This is a genomic window from Pseudomonas sp. EA_5y_Pfl2_R50 (assembly GCF_963970475.1).
Lineage (GTDB): Bacteria > Pseudomonadota > Gammaproteobacteria > Pseudomonadales > Pseudomonadaceae > Aquipseudomonas.
Genome location: NZ_CAXAPT010000004.1, coordinates 131,838 through 152,055, shown reverse-complemented (window position 1 = coordinate 152,055; position 20,218 = coordinate 131,838). Strand labels below are relative to the sequence as shown.

Below are 20,218 nucleotides of genomic sequence, written 5' to 3'. Positions count from 1 at the left end.
GCGGCAAACGACCACATGGCGAAAATATTTGCCGCGGCTATAAGAACGCCTTCGCGAGCAGGCTCGCTCCCACAGGGGAACGCATTCAAAGGTGGGAGCGAGCCTGCTCGCGAAGGGCTGCGCAGCAGCCCCGGCCATCTGTATAGAAGTTGTAACTGGGCGAACCGGAGCATAAAAGCTAGAGTCTGATTGTTTCACGCAGGCCCCCGAACGATGACCTGCGCCCTCATCAAGGAGCTTTCATGCACACATTTCGCCGCAGCGCCGCCCTTCTCGCCCTGACCGTCGGCAGCATCGCCAGCCTTCCGGCCCTGGCCGCCGATGAGCTGCACTACAACCAGATTTCCCTGCGCGCCGAAGTCAGCCAGGAAGTGGCCCGCGACCTGATGATCGTGACGCTCTACACCGAAGAGCAAAACACCGACCCGGCCAAACTCGCCGCCGACGTCAGCACCACCATGAACAAGGCACTGGCCCAGGCCAAGCAAGTCAAAGACATCACCCTGCGCCAGGGCAGCCGCAACAGCTACCCGATCTACGACACCAAAGGCCAGAAGATCACCGGCTGGCGCGAACGTGCCGAATTGCGCCTGGAAAGCTCAGACTTCGCGGCCCTGTCCAAACTCACCGGCGAACTGCTGACCGACCTGAAAATGGGCGGCATGGACTTCGCCATCGCCGAGCCGACCCGCAAGGCCAGCGAAGACAAACTGCTCAAAGAAGCCGTCAGCGCCTTCAAGGCCCGCGCCCAACTGGCCACCGATGCACTGGGCGGCAAGGGCTATAAAATCGTCAACCTGAACCTCAACAGCAATGGTTATCCACAACCGTACCTGCGCGCACCGATGATGATGAAAGCCGCTGGCATGGATTCAGCACCGGTCACACCGGAAGTCGAAGCCGGCACCAGCCAGGTCAGCCTGACCGCCGATGGCTCGATTGAAGTGTTGATGCAGTGAGTTGATATGGGCTGAATGAGAAACCGGCGATCCGTGAATGATCGCCGGTTTTTTTGTGTCTGGGTTTGTAGTGAATGAGCTGCCATCGCGGACATCCCGTTTCCTTCTACAAATCAGTCGATGCCTTGAACGGATGATTAATGGTTGTATTGGTCTGCATTAATCAGATCTATAGCGTGCTGCCATGCTTCAGCCTCCGTTCCAAACTCCTGATGATCAAACAGCCGTCCTGCCAGATAAACCTGCCAGACGGATCCCTGCGTCCCCTTGGCGACTAGCAATGCTTGATAGCCGCGTTGTTTTGCGCCCGCGATGTCCATGGCTTCTCCTCAATGCGTTTTTGCTTAGATACGACTCGCCCGGCAAGACAAGCTAGGCGAGCCGCTTGCAATCATGCTCATCCCAATCGCGGGATATATCTACTGTCAGACCTGACAGGTCATGACGGCGGATCAACCCGATCCAGCGCCCGATTCACCGCCAACTCCGCCAGCATGATGATCTGCTGAATCGCCAATGCCGTATTGCGCTCGGGCCGGCCCAACTGATCGGCAAAGTTACCGGTTAACGTGTTCGCCGACGCCAGTGACTCACAGGCATGCGCCAGCAGGCTTTCGGTGTCGATGTTTGGCTGGATCAGGAACATCGTGCTGGGCTGTCGGGGTTTGAGGGGTTCGGGGCTGAGGTAGAAATCCAGGGCGCGCTTGATGGCTTCGCGGGTTTTGATCTGGTCGTCGGCGCGGATGGCTTCTTCGAGTGGGGTTGTGGGTTCGAGGGGTGGATCGGGGACAATTTTATCTTTCATGAAAATCTGCTCGTCATTCGAGCCGCCCTCAGCCATTTCTCACGTGGCAAAGGGTGGCAGCTATGTGCGGAGTGAGAAACCGGTGAGCAGAAAACCGGCCAGACCGAAGTCTGCCCGCACACAGCCGCCATAAGGTATTGCGACAGCTAACAAGCCGGCGGCAATTATGGTCTTACTGGTGCTAGTTTCAAGCTCGGCGGGTTCTCACACCCGATCACTGAACATTCAGCGACAACCAGAGCCTAGAGAGCCCACGTCCGACGGACAACCTGAAAACCTTGTGGGAAGGTTCTGGTCATTTGACACAGATTTAAACAGCCAAAAAGTCAACCCTCACTAGCCCTCTCCCGGAGGGAGAGGGGACTGACCGAGGTGTTTGGGCGAGCTACGCCGACGTGAAATAGCGAGTCGAACCAAGGTTCTGAAAGGCTCACAAATCGGCTCCCTCTCCTTGGGGAGAGGGCTGGGGTGAGGGGCAAATCCACCACAAAACCAAAGCCGAACACCCGCTCTTCACCACTCAATAGGCCGAGTGTCAGCTCGCCTGCTTTTGATCTTGATCCACGGGCGACGTCGGAAGGCTGAGTGGAGGGATTGATCCGGGCTTGGGAGCGCAGCGACCGTTTGGCGCAGCCAAACACAGCGAGAGGAGGTGCAGCGAAGCAAACCGTAGACGCTGCGCCCGGATCGATCCCGGAGCGAAGGAACCCCGAGCCCCAGCGAGCGGGCCGCACGCAGGAGCAAGCCTTTTTGGTTACTTTTTCGGCGTCTGGAAAAAGTGACCCGCCGTCAGGGCGGAACCCTAAGCCGCCGTTACCGCAGCAACGGATATGCCCCCAAAAAAAACGCCCAGATATACCGAGATAGACACTCCCCCGAGAAAAACGATATTTCCGATACCCCGCTATTCCCCGCTAATCTCAACCAACAACCACCTCCAATTTCCCCGGGGACTCCATGCCAAGATCCACCCTGAAACCGCTCCTGATCTCCCTGGCCCTGGCCACAACCGCCCCACTGGCAAACGCCGCCACAACCCTGGTCTACTGCTCCGAAGCCAGCCCCGCCGGCTTCGACCCCAGCCAATACACCAGCGGCACCGACTTCGACGCTTCCGCCGAAACCGTCTTCAACCGCCTCACCCAATTCAAACGCGGCGGGACCGACATCGAACCCGGCCTGGCGACCAAATGGGACGTCTCCCCGGATGGCCTGCAATACACCTTCCACCTGCGCCAAGGCGTGAAATTCCACACCACGGAATATTTCACCCCGACCCGCGACTTCAACGCCGACGACGTCCTGTTCACCTTCCAGCGTCTGCTCGACCCGGACAATGCCTTCCGCAAGGCCTACCCCGCCGAGTCCCCCTACTTCACCGACATGGGCCTGAACACCACGATCAAATCGGTAGAAAAACTCGACAACAACACCGTGCGCTTCAACCTCAACAACGTCGACGCCGCCTTCGTGCAAAACCTCGCCATGAGCTTCGCCTCGGTGCAATCAGCCGAATACGCCGCACAACTGTTGAAGGACGGCAAAGCCGCCGACCTCAATCAGAAGCCGATCGGCACCGGCCCGTTCGTGTTCAAGCGCTACCAAAAGGACTCGCAGATCCGCTACGCCGCCAACAAGGCCTACTGGAAACCCGAAGACGTGAAGATCGACAACCTGATCTTCTCGATCACCCCAGACGCCGCCGTGCGCCTGCAAAAACTCAAGGCCGGCGAATGCCAGGTCAGCGGCTACCCACGCCCCGCCGACATCGAAGTGATGGAAAAAGACCCGAATCTGCGCGTGCTCAAACAGGCCGGTTTCAACCTCGGATTCCTCGCCTACAACACCACCCACGCGCCTCTCGACCAGCTCAAAGTGCGCCAGGCGCTGGACATGGCCATCGACAAACCGGCGATCATCAAAGCCGTCTACCAGAGTGCCGGGCAGTTGGCGCAAAACGCCTTGCCGCCGGCGCAATGGTCCTATGATCCGAACATCAAGGACGCTCCCTACGATCCGGTAAAAGCCAAGGTGCTACTGAAAGAAGCAGGGGTTGCACCGGGTACAACCATCAACCTCTGGGCAATGACAGTGCAACGCGCTTCGAACCCGAATGCGCGCATATCGGCGCAGATGATCCAGCAGGATTGGGACAAGATCGGCATCAAGGCCAACATCGTCAGCTATGAATGGGGCGAGTACATCAAGCGCGCGAAAAACGGTGAACACGACGCCATGATCTACGGCTGGACAGGCGACAACGGTGACCCGGACAACTGGCTCGGCGTGCTTTACAGCTGCGCGGCGGTGAAGGGCAGCAACTACGCCAAGTGGTGCGATCCGGCCTACGACAAGCTTGTGCAGCAGGCCAAGGTGTCCACCGACAAGGCGCAACGGGTAAAACTGTATCAACAGGCGCAACGGGTCCTTAAACAGCAGGTGCCGATTACCCCGATTGCCAACTCTACGGTGTTCCAGCCACTGCGAAAGGAAGTCACTGATTTCCGCATCAGTCCGTTCGGTCTAACCCCGTTCTATGGCGTGGGTATAAATAAGTAACACCAAGCCCCAAGGCGGCGCGCACAACGTGACCAGCGCACCATTTTGGGGCCTCATTTGCACCGTAAAAACTGTCCGCAAACGGTCAAATGCGTCAGAAGTTATACGGATGCGACATTAAGGTACGTTCGTGCCACGCTTTGAGGCTGGCAGTCGCTCTGGATCTTGCATTGGGTATGGCCCCTGCATAAGTATCCGCAGGCACGACTCACGAGGTCGTACCTCACAACTAAAAAATGACAACAAATCATGAGGCCAACATGCTTAAACACGCGGTCATTCCGTTTTTAGTCGGCGCAGGCTTGTTAGCCTCCGCACCGTTCGCATCCGCTGCGACTAACCTGGTGTTCTGCTCCGAAGGCAGCCCGGCCGGTTTCGACCCAGGCCAGTACACCACCGGAACCGACTTCGACGCCTCAGCCGAAACCATGTTCAACCGTCTGACCCAGTTCGAGCGCGGCGGCACCGCCGTGATTCCTGGTCTGGCGACCAAGTGGGACATTTCCGATGACGGCCTGACTTACACCTTCCACCTGCGTGAAGGCGTCAAGTTCCACACCACCCCGTATTTCAAGCCGACTCGTGAGTTCAACGCCGACGACGTGCTGTTCACCTTCAATCGCATGATTAACAAGGATGACCCGTTCCGTAAGGCGTACCCGACCGAATTCCCGTACTTCACCGACATGGGGATGGATACCAACATCACCAAGATCGATAAAGTCGACGATCACACCGTCAAGTTCACCCTCAAAGAAGTGGATGCCGCGTTCATCCAGAACATGGCCATGAGCTTCGCCTCGGTGCAGTCCGCCGAGTACGCTGCCCAGTTGCTGAAAGAAGGCAAGGCTGCCGACATCAACCAGAAGCCGATCGGCACTGGTCCGTTCGTGTTCAAGAGCTACCAGAAAGACTCCAACATCCGTTACACCGGCAACAAGGATTACTGGAAGCCTGAAGACGTGAAGATCGACAACCTGATCTTCGCCATCACCACCGACCCGTCGGTGCGTATCCAGAAGCTGAAAAAGAATGAATGCCAGATCACTCTGTTCCCGCGTCCGGCCGATCTGAAAGCGCTGAAAGAAGACAAAGCCCTGAAGATGCCTGACCAGGCGGGTTTCAACCTGGGTTACATCGCCTACAACGTGATGGACAAGGTCAAGGGCAGCAACGAGGCGAACCCGCTGGCTGACCTGCGTGTACGTCAAGCGCTGGACATGGCCGTGAACAAGCCGCAGATCATCGATTCGGTTTACCAGGGCGCCGGCCAACTGGCCGTCAACGCCATGCCGCCGACCCAGTGGTCCTACGACACCACCATCAAAGATGCCAAGTACGATCCTGAGAAAGCCAAGCAACTGCTCAAGGAAGCCGGCGTCAAGGAAGGTACCGAAATCGTTCTGTGGGCGATGCCGGTTCAACGTCCGTATAACCCGAACGCCAAGCTGATGGCTGAAATGCTCCAGTCCGACTGGGCCAAGATCGGCTTGAAAGTGAAGATCACCAGCTACGAGTGGGGCGAGTACATCAAGCGTTCCAAAGGTGGCGAGAACCAGGCCATGATCATTGGCTGGAGCGGTGACAATGGTGATCCGGACAACTGGCTGAACGTGCTGTTCGGGTGCGACTCGCTCAGCGGCAACAACTTCTCCAAGTGGTGCGACAAGAAGTTCGACGGCCTCGTGAAAGAAGCCAAGCGGACAACCGACCAGGCCAAGCGCACCGAACTGTACAAACAGGCGCAACACGTCCTCAAAGATGCAGTCCCGATGACACCTATCGCTCACTCGACGGTGTACCAACCCATGCGCGCCAACGTGCAGGATTTCAAGATCAGCCCATTCGGCCTGAATTCCTTCTACGGCGTCAGCGTCAGCAAATAAGGCACTGCAGCGGCGACGTTTTTAACGTCGCCGTTGCGTTACCTGCCGGAAATTAAGGAATTTGCCTACATCCAATTCCGCTGCGGATGACTGCACCGGTATAGGACGCGTCGACTTTTCCTACAAGTTTTCAGGCAATTACGCATTTACTGCCAGACCCGCGGCCCCTACCGTCGGGTTCTGACCAGTTTCTGCGTGGGCCACCGGCTCGCTGCACGTATTGGATTGAGCTCAATGCAACCACAACGTCTCTGGATGAGACCGCGGTGCATTGCACAACACTAAAAAAGAGGGAGCGTCATATGCGCCATACCTTGGTTTTTTCCGCACTGCTGGGCGCCGGCCTGTTGGCCGCCTCGTCCGCCAGTCTCGCCGCCAGCAAAAGCCTGGTGTTCTGCTCCGAAGGCAGCCCGGCGGGTTTCGATACCGCGCAGTACACAACGGCCACCGACAACGATGCCGCCGAACCGATCTACAACCGTCTGGTCGAGTTCGAAAAAGGCGCGACCAATGTCGTACCGGGTCTGGCCACCAAGTGGGAGATTTCCGAGGATGGTCTCAAGTACACCTTTCACCTGCGCGAAGGCGTGAAATTTCATACAACGCCGTATTTCAAACCGACTCGCGATTTCAACGCCGATGATGTGCTGTTCACGTTTAACCGCATGCTCGATCCGCAACAGCCATTCCGTAAGGCTTATCCAACCGAATTCCCGTATTTCAACGGGATGAGCCTGAACAAGAACATCGCCAAGGTCGAGAAGACCGGGCCGCTGACCGTGGAATTCACGCTCAACAGCGTCGACGCCGCGTTCATCCAGAACATCGCCATGAGTTTCGCCGCCATCCTGTCTGCTGAATACGCCGACAAGCTGCTGGCCGAAGGCAAGCCGAGCGACATCAACCAGAAGCCCGTGGGCACTGGGCCGTTCGTGTTCAAGAGCTACCAGAAAGACTCGAACATCCGTTACACCGGCAACAAAAACTACTGGGACCCGAGCCGGGTCAAGCTCGACAACCTGATCTTCGCCATCAACACCGACGCCTCGGTCCGAGTGCAGAAGCTCAAGGCCGGCGAGTGCCAGATCACCCTGCATCCACGCCCGGCTGATGTCGAAGCGCTGAAGAACGACCCGAAACTGCAACTGATCTCCAAGCCGGGCTTCAACCTCGGCTACATCGCCTACAACGTCCGCCACAAGCCTTTCGACCAGCTTGAAGTGCGTCAGGCGCTGGACATGGCGGTGAATAAACAAGGGATTCTCAACGCCGTTTATCAGGGCGCCGGTCAATTGGCAGTCAACGCGATGCCGCCGACTCAGTGGTCCTACGATGACACCGTCAAGGACGCCGCCTACAACCCGGAAAAAGCCAAAGAGCTGCTCAAGGCTGCCGGCGTCAAGGAAGGCACCGAGATCACCTTGTGGGCGATGCCGGTGCAGCGTCCGTACAACCCCAACGCCAAACTGATGGCCGAAATGCTCCAGGCGGATTGGGCCAAAATCGGTCTGAAAGTAAAGATCGTCAGCTACGAATGGGGCGAGTACATCAAGCGCACCAAGAACGGCGAGCACGACATCAGCCTGATCGGCTGGACCGGGGACAATGGTGATCCGGACAACTGGCTCGGCACGCTGTACAGCTGCGACGCTATCGGCGGCAACAACTACTCCATGTGGTGCGATCCGGCTTACGACAAGCTGATCAAAGAGGCCAAGGTCGTCACCGACCGCGACCAGCGCACCGTGCTCTACAAACAGGCTCAGCAATTGCTTAAACAGCAAGTGCCGATCACGCCAGTGGCCCACTCGACGGTCAACCAACCGTTAAGCACGAGGATCGAGGGCTTCAAAGTCAGCCCGTTCGGTCGCAACGTGTTCTCGGGTGTCGGTATCGATTAAACCAGATGATTAGCCGCAACGCTGGGGGGCGCTGTCTAGCCCCTCACGCAAGCGCATTGCCGAAATTCGCCTATCCGTCTTTCTGCAAACGTTTGCGATGTGTGAACGAGTTCTAAACCAATAACCGGCATACCAAAAAAAGCCGGCATAAAAAGAAAGTAAAGGAGCTTCACCCATGAAACTGAGCAACACCGCGATACTGGCCCTGGCCATCAGCAGCATCACCGCCGCAGCCCACGCTGAAAGCGTCAGCCAGGACTTCATGCCGACGCAACTGGCCAGCACCAGCGCCCAGTCCGAAGCCAAAGGTTTCATCGATGGCCAGAGCCTGTCGGGTTCGACCCGCAACTGGTACGCCAACGAAGAAAAAAAGCGCGGCGGCACCTTCAACTATGAGCGCCATGGCGAAACCCTGAACGGTTCGCGCCGGATCAACTGGGTTCAGGGCACCATCCTGAACTACACCTCGGGCTTCACCCAAGGCACCGTGGGTTTCAGCACCGAAGTCGCGGCCTACAACGCCATCGCGCTGGATCGCAGCCGCGAAGACATCAAGGGCGGTTCCAACCGTACCCTCGCCCACTCCAACGGCGACGCGGTTGACCAGTGGAGCAAACTGGGCCTGGCCAACGTCAAGGCACGGATCTCCAATACCACCCTGACCGCCGGCCGCATGAACTTCAGCAGCCCGATCGTCGACGTCATCGGTAACCGTCCGTTGCCTTCGAGCTTCGAAGGTGTGGCGATCCACAGTGAAGAATTCGACAACCTGTCGTTCGACCTCGCCACCTTCGACCGCGTGTCACCACGTACCGAACAGAGCCTGTCGAAATTCCGTACCGAATACAGCAACACCGGCGTTGAAACCGATCACGTCAACACCGCCGGCGTGAACTACCAGCCGCTCAAGAGCCTGAAAACCAGCCTCTACGCGACCCAGGCTGAAGACTTCTGGAACCAGTACTACTTCGGCGCCACTCACGAACTGGGCGACAGCTCGGTACTGAGCCTGACCACCGGCCTGAACTACTACAAGACCGTCGACGAAGGCAAAAAGCTGATGGGCGAGATCGACAACGACACCTACTCGCTGTCGTTCGGTCTGACTCACCAGGCGCACACCCTGACCTTCTCCTATCAGGAAGTGAACGGTAACGAGTACTTCGACTACCTGCACGAAACCAACGGTATCTACCTGGCCAACTCCCTGCTGTCCGACTTCAACGGACCGAACGAGAAATCCTTCCAGATCGCCTACGGCATCAACATGGCCGAGTACGGCATTCCGGGCCTGAAGTTCAACGCCTACAGCGCCCGCGGCTGGGGCATCGACGGTACTCACTACGTCGGCACCGCTTACGATGTCCGCAACATGGACGGCGAGCACCACTACGAATACGGCATCGGTTCTTCCTACGCCGTGCAGAGCGGTCCGCTCAAGGCCACCACCATCCGCGCGACCTACACCACCCACCGCGCCAGCGAAAACCAGGCTGACGGCAGCATCAACGAGTTCCGTCTCGTGACGACGATTCCGTTCAACATCCTGTAAAAACACGCCAACCGACGGCTGACTCATGAGGAGTCGGCCGTTCGGTTTTTGTCTTCAACCGATTGCAGAGGGTTATCGATGAAAATGCTTCCCCTACGTGCGGCCGTCGCTGCCGCGTTGTTGAGCGCCGCCATCGGCGTTTCGGCCAAACCCTTGGTGGTCTGCACCGAAGCCAGTCCGGAAGGCTTCGACATGGTCCAGTACACGACTGCAGTCACGGCGGACGCTGTGGCCGAAACCATCTTCAACCGCCTGGCCGACTTCAAGCCCGGCACCACTGAAGTGATCCCGGCACTCGCCGAGTCCTGGGACATCAGCGAAGACGGCCTGACCTACACGTTCCACCTGCGCAAAGGCGTCAAGTTTCATACCACCGAATACTTCAAGCCGACCCGCGACATGAACGCCGACGACGTGGTCTGGAGCTTCCAGCGTCAGCTGGACCCGAATCACCCGTGGCACAAACTGTCGAGCGTGGGCTTCCCGTACTTTGAAAGCATGGGCTTCAAGGAACTGTTGAAAAACGTCGAAAAAGTCGACGACAACACCGTCAAGTTCACCCTGACCCGCCGCGAAGCGCCGTTCCTGGCCGACATCGCGATGGCGTTTTCCTCGATCTACCCGGCCGAATACGCCGATCAGTTGCTCAAGGCCAACAAGACTGGCGACCTGAACAACAAGCCAATCGGCACCGGCCCGTTCATCTTCCAGCGTTACGCCAAGGACGCTCAGGTGCGCTTCAAGGCCAACCCGGACTACTTCCGTGGCAAGCCGCCGGCTGACGCGTTGATCCTGGCCATCGCCACCGACAACAACGTGCGCCTGCAGAAGCTCAAGGCCAACGAGTGCCAGATCGCGCTGTATCCGAAACCGGATGACATCCCGAGCATCAAGAAAGACAGCAACCTGAAAGTCGATGAACTGGACGCGATGACCGTCTCGTACATCGCCATGAACACCCAGCACAAGTACATGAGCGACGTGCGCGTGCGCAAAGCCATCGACATCGCGTTCGACAAGGAAGCTTATGTCAACGCGCTGTTCGGCAAAGGCAATGCGTCGGTCGCGGTCAACCCGTACCCGCCGACCCTGCTCGGCTACAACCACGACCTGAAAAACCCGCCACGCGACCTCGACAAGGCCCGCGCCCTGCTCAAGGAAGCCGGTGTACCGGAAGGCACCGTGTTTACCCTGTTTACCCGCAACGGTGGCGGCCCGACCAACCCCAACCCGATGCTCGGCGCGCAAATGATGCAGGCTGACCTGGCGAAAGTCGGGATCAAGATCGACATCCGCGTGATGGAATGGGGCGAAATGCTCAAACGCGCCAAGGCTGGCGAACACGATATGGTCTCGGCCGGATGGGCGGGCGACAACGGCGACCCGGATAACTTTCTGACGCCTATGCTCAGTTGCGAAGCGGCAAAAAATGGCGAGAACTATGCGCGCTGGTGCAACGAAAAATTCCAGGCACTGCTGGATGAGGCACGGGCTAAAGTAGATCCGGCCGAACGCGCCGCACTCTACGAACAGGCGCAAGTGCTGTTTAATCAGGATCAGCCATGGATCAGCATGGCCCACACCAGGATGTTCACCGCAATGCGCAACAACGTAGAGGGTTATCACATCAGCCCTCTCACCACGAATAACTTCGCCACCACCCAGGTGAAGTAGATAAGAAACTCCCGGCGTCCCTGACCCCAGAGACGCCGGGCACGCCTAACCGGCTGATGAGGTACCACACACGATGTTTAGTTTTATTGCCCGCCGACTGGGGTTATTGATCCCCACGTTTTTCGGCATCACCTTGCTGACTTTCGCGTTGATTCGCATGATTCCGGGCGACCCCGTGGAAGTGATGATGGGCGAACGTCGGGTCGACCCCGAAATGCACGCTCAGGCAATGGAACGCCTAGGTCTGAACAAGCCGCTGTACGCCCAGTATCTGGACTACATCGGCAAACTGGCTCAAGGCGATCTCGGCGAATCCCTGCGCACCCGTGAGAGCGTGTGGACCGAGTTCACCTCCCTCTTCCCGGCGACCCTGGAACTGTCCATGGCCGCCCTGCTGTTCGCGGGCATTCTCGGGCTGCTGGCCGGGGTGATCGCGGCCCTCAAGCGAGGATCGCTGTTCGACCACGGGGTGATGGGCATCTCCCTCGCGGGGTATTCGATGCCGATCTTCTGGTGGGGCCTGATCCTGATCATGTTCTTCTCGGTGAGCCTGGGCTGGACGCCGGTATCCGGACGGATCGACCTGCTCTACGACATCGAGCCGCGCACCGGTTTCATGCTGATCGACACGCTGCTGGCCGATGACGTCGGCGCTTTCTTCGATGCCTTGCATCACCTGATCCTGCCGGCCATCGTGCTCGGCACCATCCCACTGGCGGTCATCGCGCGGATGACCCGCTCGTCGATGCTCGAAGTGCTGCGCGAAGACTACATCCGCACCGCCAAGGCCAAAGGCCTGTCGCCGTCGCGCGTAGTGTTTGTCCACGGCCTGCGTAACGCGCTGATTCCGGTACTCACCGTGGTCGGCCTGCAAGTCGGCACATTGCTGGCCGGCGCGGTTCTGACCGAAACCATCTTCTCCTGGCCCGGCATCGGTAAATGGCTGATCGAAGCCATCGGCGCCCGGGACTACCCGGTTGTGCAAAACGGCATCCTGTTAATCGCCTGCCTGGTGATTCTGGTCAACTTCGTAGTGGACATCCTCTACGGCTTTGCCAACCCACGCATCCGTCATCAGCGCTGAGGTCCAATTCAATGAGCACTCCAACTTCCTCAGTAGCGACTTCCGCCACCAACGCGGATCAAAGCCTGCTGTACCCGTCGCCGTACAAAGAATTCTGGCAAGCCTTTTCGAAGAACAAGGGTGCGGTTGCCGGCCTGCTGTTCATGCTGCTGATCATCTTCTGCGCGGTGTTCGCGCCGTGGGTCGCGCCGCATAACCCGAGCGAGCAATACCGCGACTTCCTGCTGACGCCACCGGTGTGGCTGGAAGGCGGCCAGATGCAGTTTCTGCTCGGCACCGATGAACTGGGTCGTGACTTGCTGTCGCGCCTGATCCAGGGCTCACGCCTGTCGCTGCTGATCGGTTTGTCGTCCGTGGTGATGTCGCTGATCCCGGGGATTCTGCTGGGTCTGTTCGCCGGTTTCTTCCCGAAGATGATCGGCCCGACCATCATGCGTCTGATGGACATCATGCTGGCCCTGCCGTCGCTGCTGCTGGCTGTGGCGATTGTCGCCATCCTCGGCCCTGGCCTGATCAACACCGTGATCGCGATTGCCGTGGTTTCGCTGCCGTCCTACGTGCGTCTGACCCGTGCCGCCGTAATGGGCGAACTGAACCGCGATTACGTGACCGCTGCGCGCCTGGCCGGTGCCGGCCTGCCTCGTCTGATGTTCATCACCGTGCTGCCGAACTGCATGGCGCCGCTGATCGTACAGGCGACCCTGAGCTTCTCCTCGGCGATTCTCGACGCTGCGGCGCTGGGCTTCCTCGGTCTTGGCGTACAACCGCCAACCCCTGAGTGGGGCACCATGCTGGCCTCGGCCCGCGACTACATCGAACGCGCCTGGTGGGTAGTCAGTCTGCCTGGTTTGACCATTTTGCTCAGCGTGCTGGCAATCAACTTGATGGGCGACGGTCTGCGCGATGCGCTGGACCCGAAACTCAAGAACGCCGCCTGAGGAGATTCCCATGTCACTGCTAGAAATCAAGAATCTCAACGTTCGCTTCGGCGACAAAAACGCCACCCCGGTGGTCGATGGCCTCGACCTGAAAGTCGACAAGGGCGAAGTGCTGGCCATTGTTGGCGAGTCGGGCTCGGGTAAATCCGTGACCATGATGGCGCTGATGGGGCTGATCGAGCATCCCGGCATCGTCACCGCCGACGCCCTCAGCTTCGACGGCAAAGACATGCTCAAGCTGAGCAACCGCCAGCGTCGGCAGATCGTCGGCAAAGACCTGTCGATGGTGTTCCAGGACCCGATGACCGCGCTGAACCCGAGCTACACCGTCGGTTTCCAGATCGAAGAAGTGCTGCGCCTGCACCTGAAAATGTCCGGCAAGCAAGCGCGCAAGCGTGCCATCGAATTGCTGGAAAAAGTCGAAATCCCGGGCGCTGCCAGCCGTATGGACGCCTACCCGCATCAACTGTCCGGCGGCATGAGCCAGCGTGTTGCGATTGCCATGGCAATTGCCGGCGAGCCGAAACTGCTGATCGCCGACGAACCGACCACGGCGCTGGACGTGACGATTCAGGCACAGATCATGGATCTGCTGCTGGCGTTGCAGAAAGAACAGAACATGGGCCTGGTGCTGATCACTCACGACCTCGCCGTCGTGGCGGAAACTGCTCAGCGCGTCTGCGTGATGTACGCAGGACAAGCCGTTGAAGTCGGTCAGGTGCCGCAACTGTTCGACATCCCGGCACACCCTTACAGCGAAGCGCTGCTCAAGGCGATTCCCGAGCACAGTCTCGGCGCTTCACGTCTGTCGACCCTGCCAGGCATCGTTCCGGGCCGCTATGACCGTCCGCAGGGTTGCCTGCTGTCGCCTCGCTGCCCCTACGTGCAGGACAGCTGCCGCGCGCAGCGTCCGGGCCTTGATCCGAAAGCCCACAGCCTCGCCCGCTGCTTCTACCCGCTGAACCAGGAGGTGGCGTAATGGCCGTCGTACTTACCGCCCGCGACCTGACCCGTCACTACGAAGTCTCCCGTGGCCTGTTCAAGGGCCATGCGACCGTACGCGCGCTCAACGGCGTGTCGTTCGAACTGGAAGCCGGCAAGACCCTCGCCGTCGTGGGAGAGTCGGGCTGCGGCAAATCCACCCTCGCCCGCGCCCTGACGCTGATTGAAGAGCCGTCATCGGGTTCGCTGCAAATCGCCGGACAGGAAGTGGCCGGCGCCGACAAGGCGCAACGCAAGCAATTGCGCAAAGACGTGCAGATGGTGTTCCAAAGCCCTTACGCGTCGCTGAACCCACGGCAGAAAATCGGCGATCAACTGGCCGAGCCGCTGCTGATCAACACCAACCTGAGCGCCACCGAACGTCGCGAGAAAGTTCAGGCGATGATGAAGCAGGTCGGCTTGCGTCCAGAGCACTACCAGCGTTATCCGCACATGTTCTCCGGTGGTCAGCGTCAGCGTATCGCCCTGGCACGCGCAATGATGCTGCAACCGAAAGTACTGGTGGCGGACGAACCGACTTCGGCGCTGGACGTGTCGATTCAGGCGCAGGTGCTCAACCTGTTCATGGATCTGCAACAGGAGTTCAACACCGCCTACGTGTTCATCTCGCACAACCTTGCGGTGGTGCGTCATGTGGCTGATCACGTGATGGTGATGTACCTCGGTCGTCCAGTGGAAATGGGCCCGAAAGAGGACATCTACACCCGTCCTCTGCACCCGTACACCCAGGCGCTGCTTTCGGCGACTCCGACCATTCACCCAGACCCGGACAAGCCGAAAATCAAGATCGTCGGCGAACTGCCCAACCCGCTGAATCCGCCGCCAGGCTGTGCTTTCCACAAGCGCTGCCCGTATGCGACCGAGCGTTGCAGCACGGAAGAACCGTTGTTGCGTCAACTGGACAACCGGCAAGTGGCTTGCCACTACGCCGAGCAGTTCCTCGACGGCGCTGCATGAAAACCTGTGGGCGTGAGCCTGCTCGCGATGGCGTTGTTCCAGTCAACATCTGCATCGACTGAGACTCCGCTATCGCGAGCAGGCTCACGCCTACAAGGGAATTGAGTTGTACTTGAAGTGTTAACCAACCCCTTCTCTCTCGATTGCGCATCAGTCGGGAAGAAGGGATTTTCTTTTGCCCGCGATTTACGAAACTGCCGCCTTCGTTGTACGGCTCTTTGGAGAGCAAAAACATATGTTCCAAAGGTAAATTGACGTATTCATGAAGTAGCCAAACACTACCCTGCCATCGATGTTCTTAAATCTAAACCGAAGCGGAATTTTATGAAGACGTGTTAAAGCCTTGAAACGCCCCATCACCATTCAAGTCTTTCTCGACGCCTTCTTCATTAAAGGCCTTAAAATCAAAATCAAAAATTGCAGTTTGATTCTTCAAATCAAAAGTCGTGAGTTTAATGCGCCCGCCCTTCACATACCAAGCCACCCCATGATGGTCCGTGTAAGTGGCATTACTTTGAGTTAACCCATCAAACTTATACTCGACACCTTGCTCAATTTCACCCCCCTCTGAGATTTGTATTTTAAGTTCTTCTCGATCATTATCACCAGATCCTCTTAGCAAAAGAGACCCCGTATACACAACACAAGAAACTTTATCCGTAACAAAACGTTCGCCCTTGCCAACTTCAACCTTTAGCTTGCCCGTAGTAATATTTTTCGCCGCAATCATGGCCAATTCCTCTTTGTTTAATTTAAAAACTGCAAAAAAATTAAACCATTACAAAGACGAGCCGACCACTGTCACTTCTGACAGGTACTACCAATCGAATTGAAATAAACAGATGCTTTAGTCTCGAAAAAATGAATAAAACTCAAAAACCTTGAAAAATCGATGCATGTAAAAATGCAAGCCCACCCAGGTCGCTCTAATAACTTTGATACATGTGTCAATGAAACCTCCTTCCACTGCTGATACATCAATCGCAGCGGAAGGGGTTTTCTTTTGCCCGCGAGTTACGACTGGCTGTCGCCTTCGTCATCGTCCGTGTCTGGCTCGTCGGTGGTCGAATCATCATCGTTCTCACTGCCAGCCTGATCCTGATCGCCCGGTTCGGCTTCCGACTTGGCCAGCATGATTACACCGGCGTCGCCTTGGGCCGTATTAAATCCTTGGGGTGGCGTGGTGGCACTCGCCCAGGCCGCCGTGGTGCCAAGCGTCAACAGCACCAAAACCTTAAGCAACAGCACAATGCGTTGAAAAATGCTCATAGTCATTTCCATCCATTCGTGGTTGAAGCCTGGATGCCGATCCGGCGCTGGATGAAATCTAGTTCCGATCAGCGAGGTTCACCAGACAGGACGCTAACCCGGCCCTGTAAATGCCCCGGCCCGGCAGATCACTTGTGAATAACGGCTATAACCGAATCAGCTAAGCGAGGAGGCGTTTTTGCTGGCGGTCAGCGCCTTGGCCTGGGTCACTGAGCGCGTCGCGAGGTAGATCAGCGGCAAGGTCAACAGTGCCAGTGTCGCGCTCGCAAGCCATACGCTGTGCCCTCCGAAGTGCCCATACAACTGACCACTGAGCACCGGCGACAGCAGTGCGCTCGCGCTCCAGCTCATGAAAAACAGACCAAAATACTGGCCGCTTTTGCCACCCTGCGCATGCTGCATGACCAGCACATTCATCGGCGGCATGAAAAAAGCTTCACCCAACGTCCAGATCACGGTCGACAAACACACGTAAAACAACCCGGAGCCAAACGGCAGCATGCCCAGCCCGACGGCCAGCAACACACAGCCCGCCAGCAGTTGCCGACGCGCGCCCCAACGCTCGCCCCAGTGCGTCAGTGGAATCTGCAGCGCCACCACCAGCATCGCGTTGAGCCCGAACTGCCAACCGATGGCCTCGGTACTCAAGTGGTAATAGTCGCGCAGATAGTTGCCCAGCGTGCTGTAGACGGTGTCGAAGGCCATCCCCAGCAACACGGCCGCGCCCAGTAGCCAGAGGAATGCCGTGTCGCGCAACGGCGCGCCTGTGCCGGTGCCTGCCACGGCCACCTCATCGGGTTCGAGCACCGCGCGGCGCCAGGTGGTGCGCACAAACCAGAGCAACGCCAGCAACGTCATTGCCGCACTGACAAAAAACACCCAACGGAAATCCGTCTGCGCCAACACCCCGCCGGCAATACCGGCAGCAGCCATCCCAAGATTTCGCGCGACCCGGCTCAGCGCTTGGGCGCGAGAGCGCTGTGCAGGCTCGCAATACTCCATGATCAGGCGCTGATGGAGGGTGCGGATGGCGCCATCGAGGGTGCCGCTGAGCAACAACAACGCGGCGAGTAACGGCACTTGCGTCACCAGCCCCAGCAGAATCAGCACCCACGCCGAAATGAAGAACAGCGCCGCCGTCAGCCGCGCCGTGCGCACATGATCACTGAGCCAGCCGCCGAGCATCGAGCCGATCAGCAAGCCCGCGCCATACGCCGACAGCAGCCAGCCAACCGTCTCAATCGCCAGCCCGAGCTCCTGGCGCAGGTACAGCGCCATGAACAACTTGACCATGCTGCTCAGGCGATTGATGAACAACAGCGCCGCAAGCACCCAGGCCATCACACCGAAATAACCGCCGAGGCGCAGCAGGTGAGTCAGACGACTCGTCATTCCATTGACCTCTCAAAGCGACGTGCGTGGAGCTGGAACACTAACGGTCAGCACGGCGGTTGTCGCGCTCGAGAACATCGACATCACAAAAAACGGAGTCGTCCTACAGCCATTGCGCGCGATATAACCGTGCCGAAGATCAAAAGCCCCTCACCCTAACCCTCCCGAAACGTCGGACCGCCCAATGGGAGAGGGGACTGACCGAGCTGTTTGAAAGAGCTACGTCGACGTGCGATACCACGTTGAACTCAGATCTTGAAAAGCCCACAAATCGGCTCCCTCTCCTTGGGGAGAGGGCTGGGGTGAGGGGCAAGAACACCACAAACCCAAAGCCGAACACCCGCTCTTCACCACTCAACAGGTCGAGTGGCAAAAACGGATATACACCCAAAACAAAAGCAAAAAAAAGCCCCCAAGGCATACACCGAGGGGGCTTCGAACAAACCAATTCAGCGCTTAGTGATGCTCACGCGTCGCCCGGAATTTCACATCCGGCCAACGCTCTTCCATCAACGCCAGGTTAACCCGAGTCGGCGCGAGGTAGGTCAAGTGCCCACCGCCGTCCAGCGCCAGGTTCTCCACAGCCTTGTTGGAAAACTCCTCAAGCTTCTTCTTGTCCTCGCATTCAATCCAGCGCGCGGAGTACACGGTGATCGGCTCGTAAGAGCACTCAACCTTGTATTCCTCTTTCAAACGGCTGGCGACCACATCGAACTGCAGCACACCGACGGCGCCAAGAATGATGTCGTTGCTGCGCTCGGGGAAGAACACCTGCGTTGCGCCTTCTTCGGCCAACTGTTGCAGGCCCTGACGCAGTTGCTTGGATTTCAGCGGATCACGCAGACGCACGCGACGGAACAGTTCCGGGGCGAAGTGCGGAATACCGGTGAAACCGAGGACTTCGCCTTCACTGAAAGTGTCGCCGATCTGGATGGTGCCGTGGTTGTGCAGACCAATGATGTCGCCGGCGTAGGCCTCTTCCAGTTGCTCACGCTCGGAGGAGAAGAACGTCAGTGCATCGCCGATGCGCACGTCTTTGCCGGTACGCACGTGGCGCATCTTCATGCCCTTCTCGTACTTGCCGGAGCAGATACGCATGAAGGCGATACGGTCGCGGTGTTTCGGGTCCATGTTCGCCTGGATCTTGAAGATGAAGCCCGAGAACTTCTCTTCCACCGGCTCGACGGTACGCTCGTTGGCGACACGGGCCAGCGGGCGCGGCGCCCAATCAACGACAGCGTCGAGTACGTGGTCAACGCCGAAGTTGCCCAATGCCGTACCGAAGAACACCGGGGTCAGTTGACCGTCGAGGAATTCCTGCTGGTTGAATTCGTGGCAGGCACCCTGAACCAGTTCCAGTTGCTCGATGAAACGGTCGTACTCGTCGCCCAGATGCGCACGCGCCTCGTCGGAGTCGAGCTTCTCGATGATTTTGGTTTCGGTGCGTTCGTGACCGTGACCGGCGGTGTAGACAATGATGTAGTCGTCAGCCAGGTGGTACACGCCCTTGAAGTCGCGGTAGCAACCGATCGGCCAGGTGATCGGCGCGGCCTTGATCTTCAGAACGGCTTCGATTTCGTCGAGCAGTTCGATCGGGTCGCGGATGTCACGGTCGAGTTTGTTGATGAAGCTGACAATCGGCGTATCACGCAGACGGCAGACGTCCATCAGCGCAATGGTCCGTGGCTCGACACCTTTACCGCCGTCGAGGACCATCAATGCCGAGTCCACCGCCGTCAGGGTGCGGTAAGTATCTTCGGAGAAGTCTTCGTGGCCCGGGGTGTCGAGCAGGTTGATCATGTGTTCGCGATACGGGAACTGCATGACCGACGTGGTAATGGAAATACCCCGTTGTTTTTCCATCTCCATCCAGTCGGATGTCGCATGGCGATCGGATTTACGGGATTTCACCGTACCGGCCACTGCAATCGCCTTGCCCATCAACAGGAGCTTCTCGGTGATCGTGGTTTTACCGGCATCGGGGTGGGAAATAATGGCGAAAGTGCGGCGTTTCGCGACTTCGGCGGCCTGGTTGGTCATGGGAAATCGCCTGGCGGTGATTCAAAAAAGGGCGGCGATTATAGCCCAACTCGATGCAATAACCGAACCGTTGAGCGCATTAGGGGTGGCCAAATGCTGTCTCAGATGGGAACCTTTTAAAGCACGGAGACGTCCATCCCCTGTTACGACATTTCGTCAGGGGCTGAAAAATCAGCAAGTTAGCCTGACGAGGCTGCGCT

The 20,218-nt window shown here is 58.1% G+C and carries 16 protein-coding genes; 10 read left to right on the top strand and 6 right to left on the bottom strand.

What is annotated here, in order from left to right:
• Positions 1 to 242: 242 nt before the first annotated feature.
• Positions 243 to 959 carry an SIMPL domain-containing protein gene (locus AACY19_RS08645; protein WP_339449847.1) on the top strand — a complete coding sequence of 239 codons (717 nt, stop codon included), beginning with the start codon at positions 243 to 245 and terminating at the stop codon, positions 957 to 959.
• Positions 960 to 1,096: 137 nt separating this feature from the next.
• On the opposite strand, the gene AACY19_RS08640 is transcribed toward AACY19_RS08645, so the two are convergent.
• The gene (locus AACY19_RS08640; protein ID WP_339449846.1) at positions 1,097 to 1,279 is read right to left on the bottom strand and encodes a hypothetical protein; all 183 of its coding nucleotides are present in this window, start codon (positions 1,277 to 1,279) and stop codon (positions 1,097 to 1,099) included.
• 119 nt (positions 1,280 to 1,398) lie between these two features.
• Entirely contained in the window at positions 1,399 to 1,764 is a 366-nt protein-coding gene (locus tag AACY19_RS08635; protein WP_339449845.1) for a DUF6124 family protein, read from the bottom strand.
• A gap of 957 nt (positions 1,765 to 2,721) precedes the next feature.
• Between AACY19_RS08635 and AACY19_RS08630 the strand changes: the two genes are divergently transcribed.
• The 9 genes from AACY19_RS08630 to AACY19_RS08590 all read left to right on the top strand — a co-directional run bounded on the left by AACY19_RS08630 (position 2,722) and on the right by AACY19_RS08590 (position 15,317).
• Entirely contained in the window at positions 2,722 to 4,323 is a 1,602-nt protein-coding gene (locus AACY19_RS08630; protein ID WP_339449844.1) for an ABC transporter substrate-binding protein, read from the top strand.
• A gap of 260 nt (positions 4,324 to 4,583) precedes the next feature.
• On the top strand, positions 4,584 to 6,209 hold the full coding sequence (locus tag AACY19_RS08625) for an ABC transporter substrate-binding protein (RefSeq protein WP_339449843.1): 1,626 nt from the start codon (positions 4,584 to 4,586) through the stop codon (positions 6,207 to 6,209).
• 302 nt (positions 6,210 to 6,511) lie between these two features.
• The gene (locus AACY19_RS08620; protein ID WP_339449842.1) at positions 6,512 to 8,110 is read left to right on the top strand and encodes an ABC transporter substrate-binding protein; all 1,599 of its coding nucleotides are present in this window, start codon (positions 6,512 to 6,514) and stop codon (positions 8,108 to 8,110) included.
• A 175-nt stretch (positions 8,111 to 8,285) separates the two neighbouring features.
• Positions 8,286 to 9,662 (top strand): OprD family porin, encoded by a 1,377-nt coding sequence (locus AACY19_RS08615; RefSeq protein ID WP_339449841.1) that lies wholly within the window; start codon positions 8,286 to 8,288, stop codon positions 9,660 to 9,662.
• A gap of 78 nt (positions 9,663 to 9,740) precedes the next feature.
• The gene (locus AACY19_RS08610; protein ID WP_339449840.1) at positions 9,741 to 11,336 is read left to right on the top strand and encodes an ABC transporter substrate-binding protein; all 1,596 of its coding nucleotides are present in this window, start codon (positions 9,741 to 9,743) and stop codon (positions 11,334 to 11,336) included.
• Positions 11,337 to 11,409: 73 nt separating this feature from the next.
• Positions 11,410 to 12,420: an ABC transporter permease subunit gene (locus AACY19_RS08605; protein ID WP_007917620.1), complete on the top strand. Its 1,011-nt coding sequence runs from the start codon at positions 11,410 to 11,412 to the stop codon at positions 12,418 to 12,420.
• An 11-nt stretch (positions 12,421 to 12,431) separates the two neighbouring features.
• On the top strand, positions 12,432 to 13,358 hold the full coding sequence (locus AACY19_RS08600; protein WP_339449839.1) for an ABC transporter permease subunit: 927 nt from the start codon (positions 12,432 to 12,434) through the stop codon (positions 13,356 to 13,358).
• 10 nt (positions 13,359 to 13,368) lie between these two features.
• Positions 13,369 to 14,337, top strand: coding sequence for an ABC transporter ATP-binding protein (locus AACY19_RS08595; RefSeq protein WP_339449838.1), 969 nt, complete (start codon positions 13,369 to 13,371; stop codon positions 14,335 to 14,337).
• Positions 14,337 to 15,317 carry a peptide ABC transporter ATP-binding protein gene (locus AACY19_RS08590; protein ID WP_339449837.1) on the top strand — a complete coding sequence of 327 codons (981 nt, stop codon included), beginning with the start codon at positions 14,337 to 14,339 and terminating at the stop codon, positions 15,315 to 15,317. The genes AACY19_RS08595 and AACY19_RS08590 overlap by 1 nt, the downstream gene beginning before the upstream one ends.
• 322 nt (positions 15,318 to 15,639) lie before the next feature.
• Here the strand turns inward: AACY19_RS08590 and AACY19_RS08585 are convergent, their stop codons facing one another.
• The 4 genes from AACY19_RS08585 to AACY19_RS08570 form a co-directional block, all read right to left on the bottom strand.
• Entirely contained in the window at positions 15,640 to 16,047 is a 408-nt protein-coding gene (locus AACY19_RS08585; RefSeq protein ID WP_339449836.1) for a hypothetical protein, read from the bottom strand.
• A gap of 284 nt (positions 16,048 to 16,331) precedes the next feature.
• On the bottom strand, positions 16,332 to 16,586 hold the full coding sequence (locus AACY19_RS08580; protein WP_339449835.1) for a hypothetical protein: 255 nt from the start codon (positions 16,584 to 16,586) through the stop codon (positions 16,332 to 16,334).
• Positions 16,587 to 16,742: 156 nt separating this feature from the next.
• Positions 16,743 to 17,978: an MFS transporter gene (locus AACY19_RS08575; RefSeq protein ID WP_339449834.1), complete on the bottom strand. Its 1,236-nt coding sequence runs from the start codon at positions 17,976 to 17,978 to the stop codon at positions 16,743 to 16,745.
• A 456-nt stretch (positions 17,979 to 18,434) separates the two neighbouring features.
• Positions 18,435 to 20,018 (bottom strand): peptide chain release factor 3, encoded by a 1,584-nt coding sequence (locus AACY19_RS08570; RefSeq protein ID WP_339449833.1) that lies wholly within the window; start codon positions 20,016 to 20,018, stop codon positions 18,435 to 18,437.
• Positions 20,019 to 20,218: the final 200 nt, after the last annotated feature.

Excerpts from the sequence above, each read along its gene's own strand:
- AACY19_RS08635 (WP_339449845.1), bottom strand. The coding sequence starts at position 1,764 with ATGAAAGATAAAATTGTCCCCGATCCACCCCTCGAACCCACAACCCCA.
- AACY19_RS08630 (WP_339449844.1), top strand. The coding sequence starts at position 2,722 with ATGCCAAGATCCACCCTGAAACCGCTCCTGATCTCCCTGGCCCTGGCC.
- AACY19_RS08625 (WP_339449843.1), top strand. The coding sequence starts at position 4,584 with ATGCTTAAACACGCGGTCATTCCGTTTTTAGTCGGCGCAGGCTTGTTA.
- AACY19_RS08610 (WP_339449840.1), top strand. The coding sequence starts at position 9,741 with ATGAAAATGCTTCCCCTACGTGCGGCCGTCGCTGCCGCGTTGTTGAGC.
- AACY19_RS08620 (WP_339449842.1), top strand. The coding sequence starts at position 6,512 with ATGCGCCATACCTTGGTTTTTTCCGCACTGCTGGGCGCCGGCCTGTTG.
- AACY19_RS08590 (WP_339449837.1), top strand. The coding sequence starts at position 14,337 with ATGGCCGTCGTACTTACCGCCCGCGACCTGACCCGTCACTACGAAGTC.
- AACY19_RS08575 (WP_339449834.1), bottom strand. The coding sequence starts at position 17,978 with ATGACGAGTCGTCTGACTCACCTGCTGCGCCTCGGCGGTTATTTCGGT.
- AACY19_RS08580 (WP_339449835.1), bottom strand. The coding sequence starts at position 16,586 with ATGAGCATTTTTCAACGCATTGTGCTGTTGCTTAAGGTTTTGGTGCTG.
- AACY19_RS08645 (WP_339449847.1), top strand. The coding sequence starts at position 243 with ATGCACACATTTCGCCGCAGCGCCGCCCTTCTCGCCCTGACCGTCGGC.
- AACY19_RS08595 (WP_339449838.1), top strand. The coding sequence starts at position 13,369 with ATGTCACTGCTAGAAATCAAGAATCTCAACGTTCGCTTCGGCGACAAA.
- AACY19_RS08600 (WP_339449839.1), top strand. The coding sequence starts at position 12,432 with ATGAGCACTCCAACTTCCTCAGTAGCGACTTCCGCCACCAACGCGGAT.
- AACY19_RS08615 (WP_339449841.1), top strand. The coding sequence starts at position 8,286 with ATGAAACTGAGCAACACCGCGATACTGGCCCTGGCCATCAGCAGCATC.
- AACY19_RS08585 (WP_339449836.1), bottom strand. The coding sequence starts at position 16,047 with ATGATTGCGGCGAAAAATATTACTACGGGCAAGCTAAAGGTTGAAGTT.
- AACY19_RS08570 (WP_339449833.1), bottom strand. The coding sequence starts at position 20,018 with ATGACCAACCAGGCCGCCGAAGTCGCGAAACGCCGCACTTTCGCCATT.
- AACY19_RS08640 (WP_339449846.1), bottom strand. The coding sequence starts at position 1,279 with ATGGACATCGCGGGCGCAAAACAACGCGGCTATCAAGCATTGCTAGTC.
- AACY19_RS08605 (WP_007917620.1), top strand. The coding sequence starts at position 11,410 with ATGTTTAGTTTTATTGCCCGCCGACTGGGGTTATTGATCCCCACGTTT.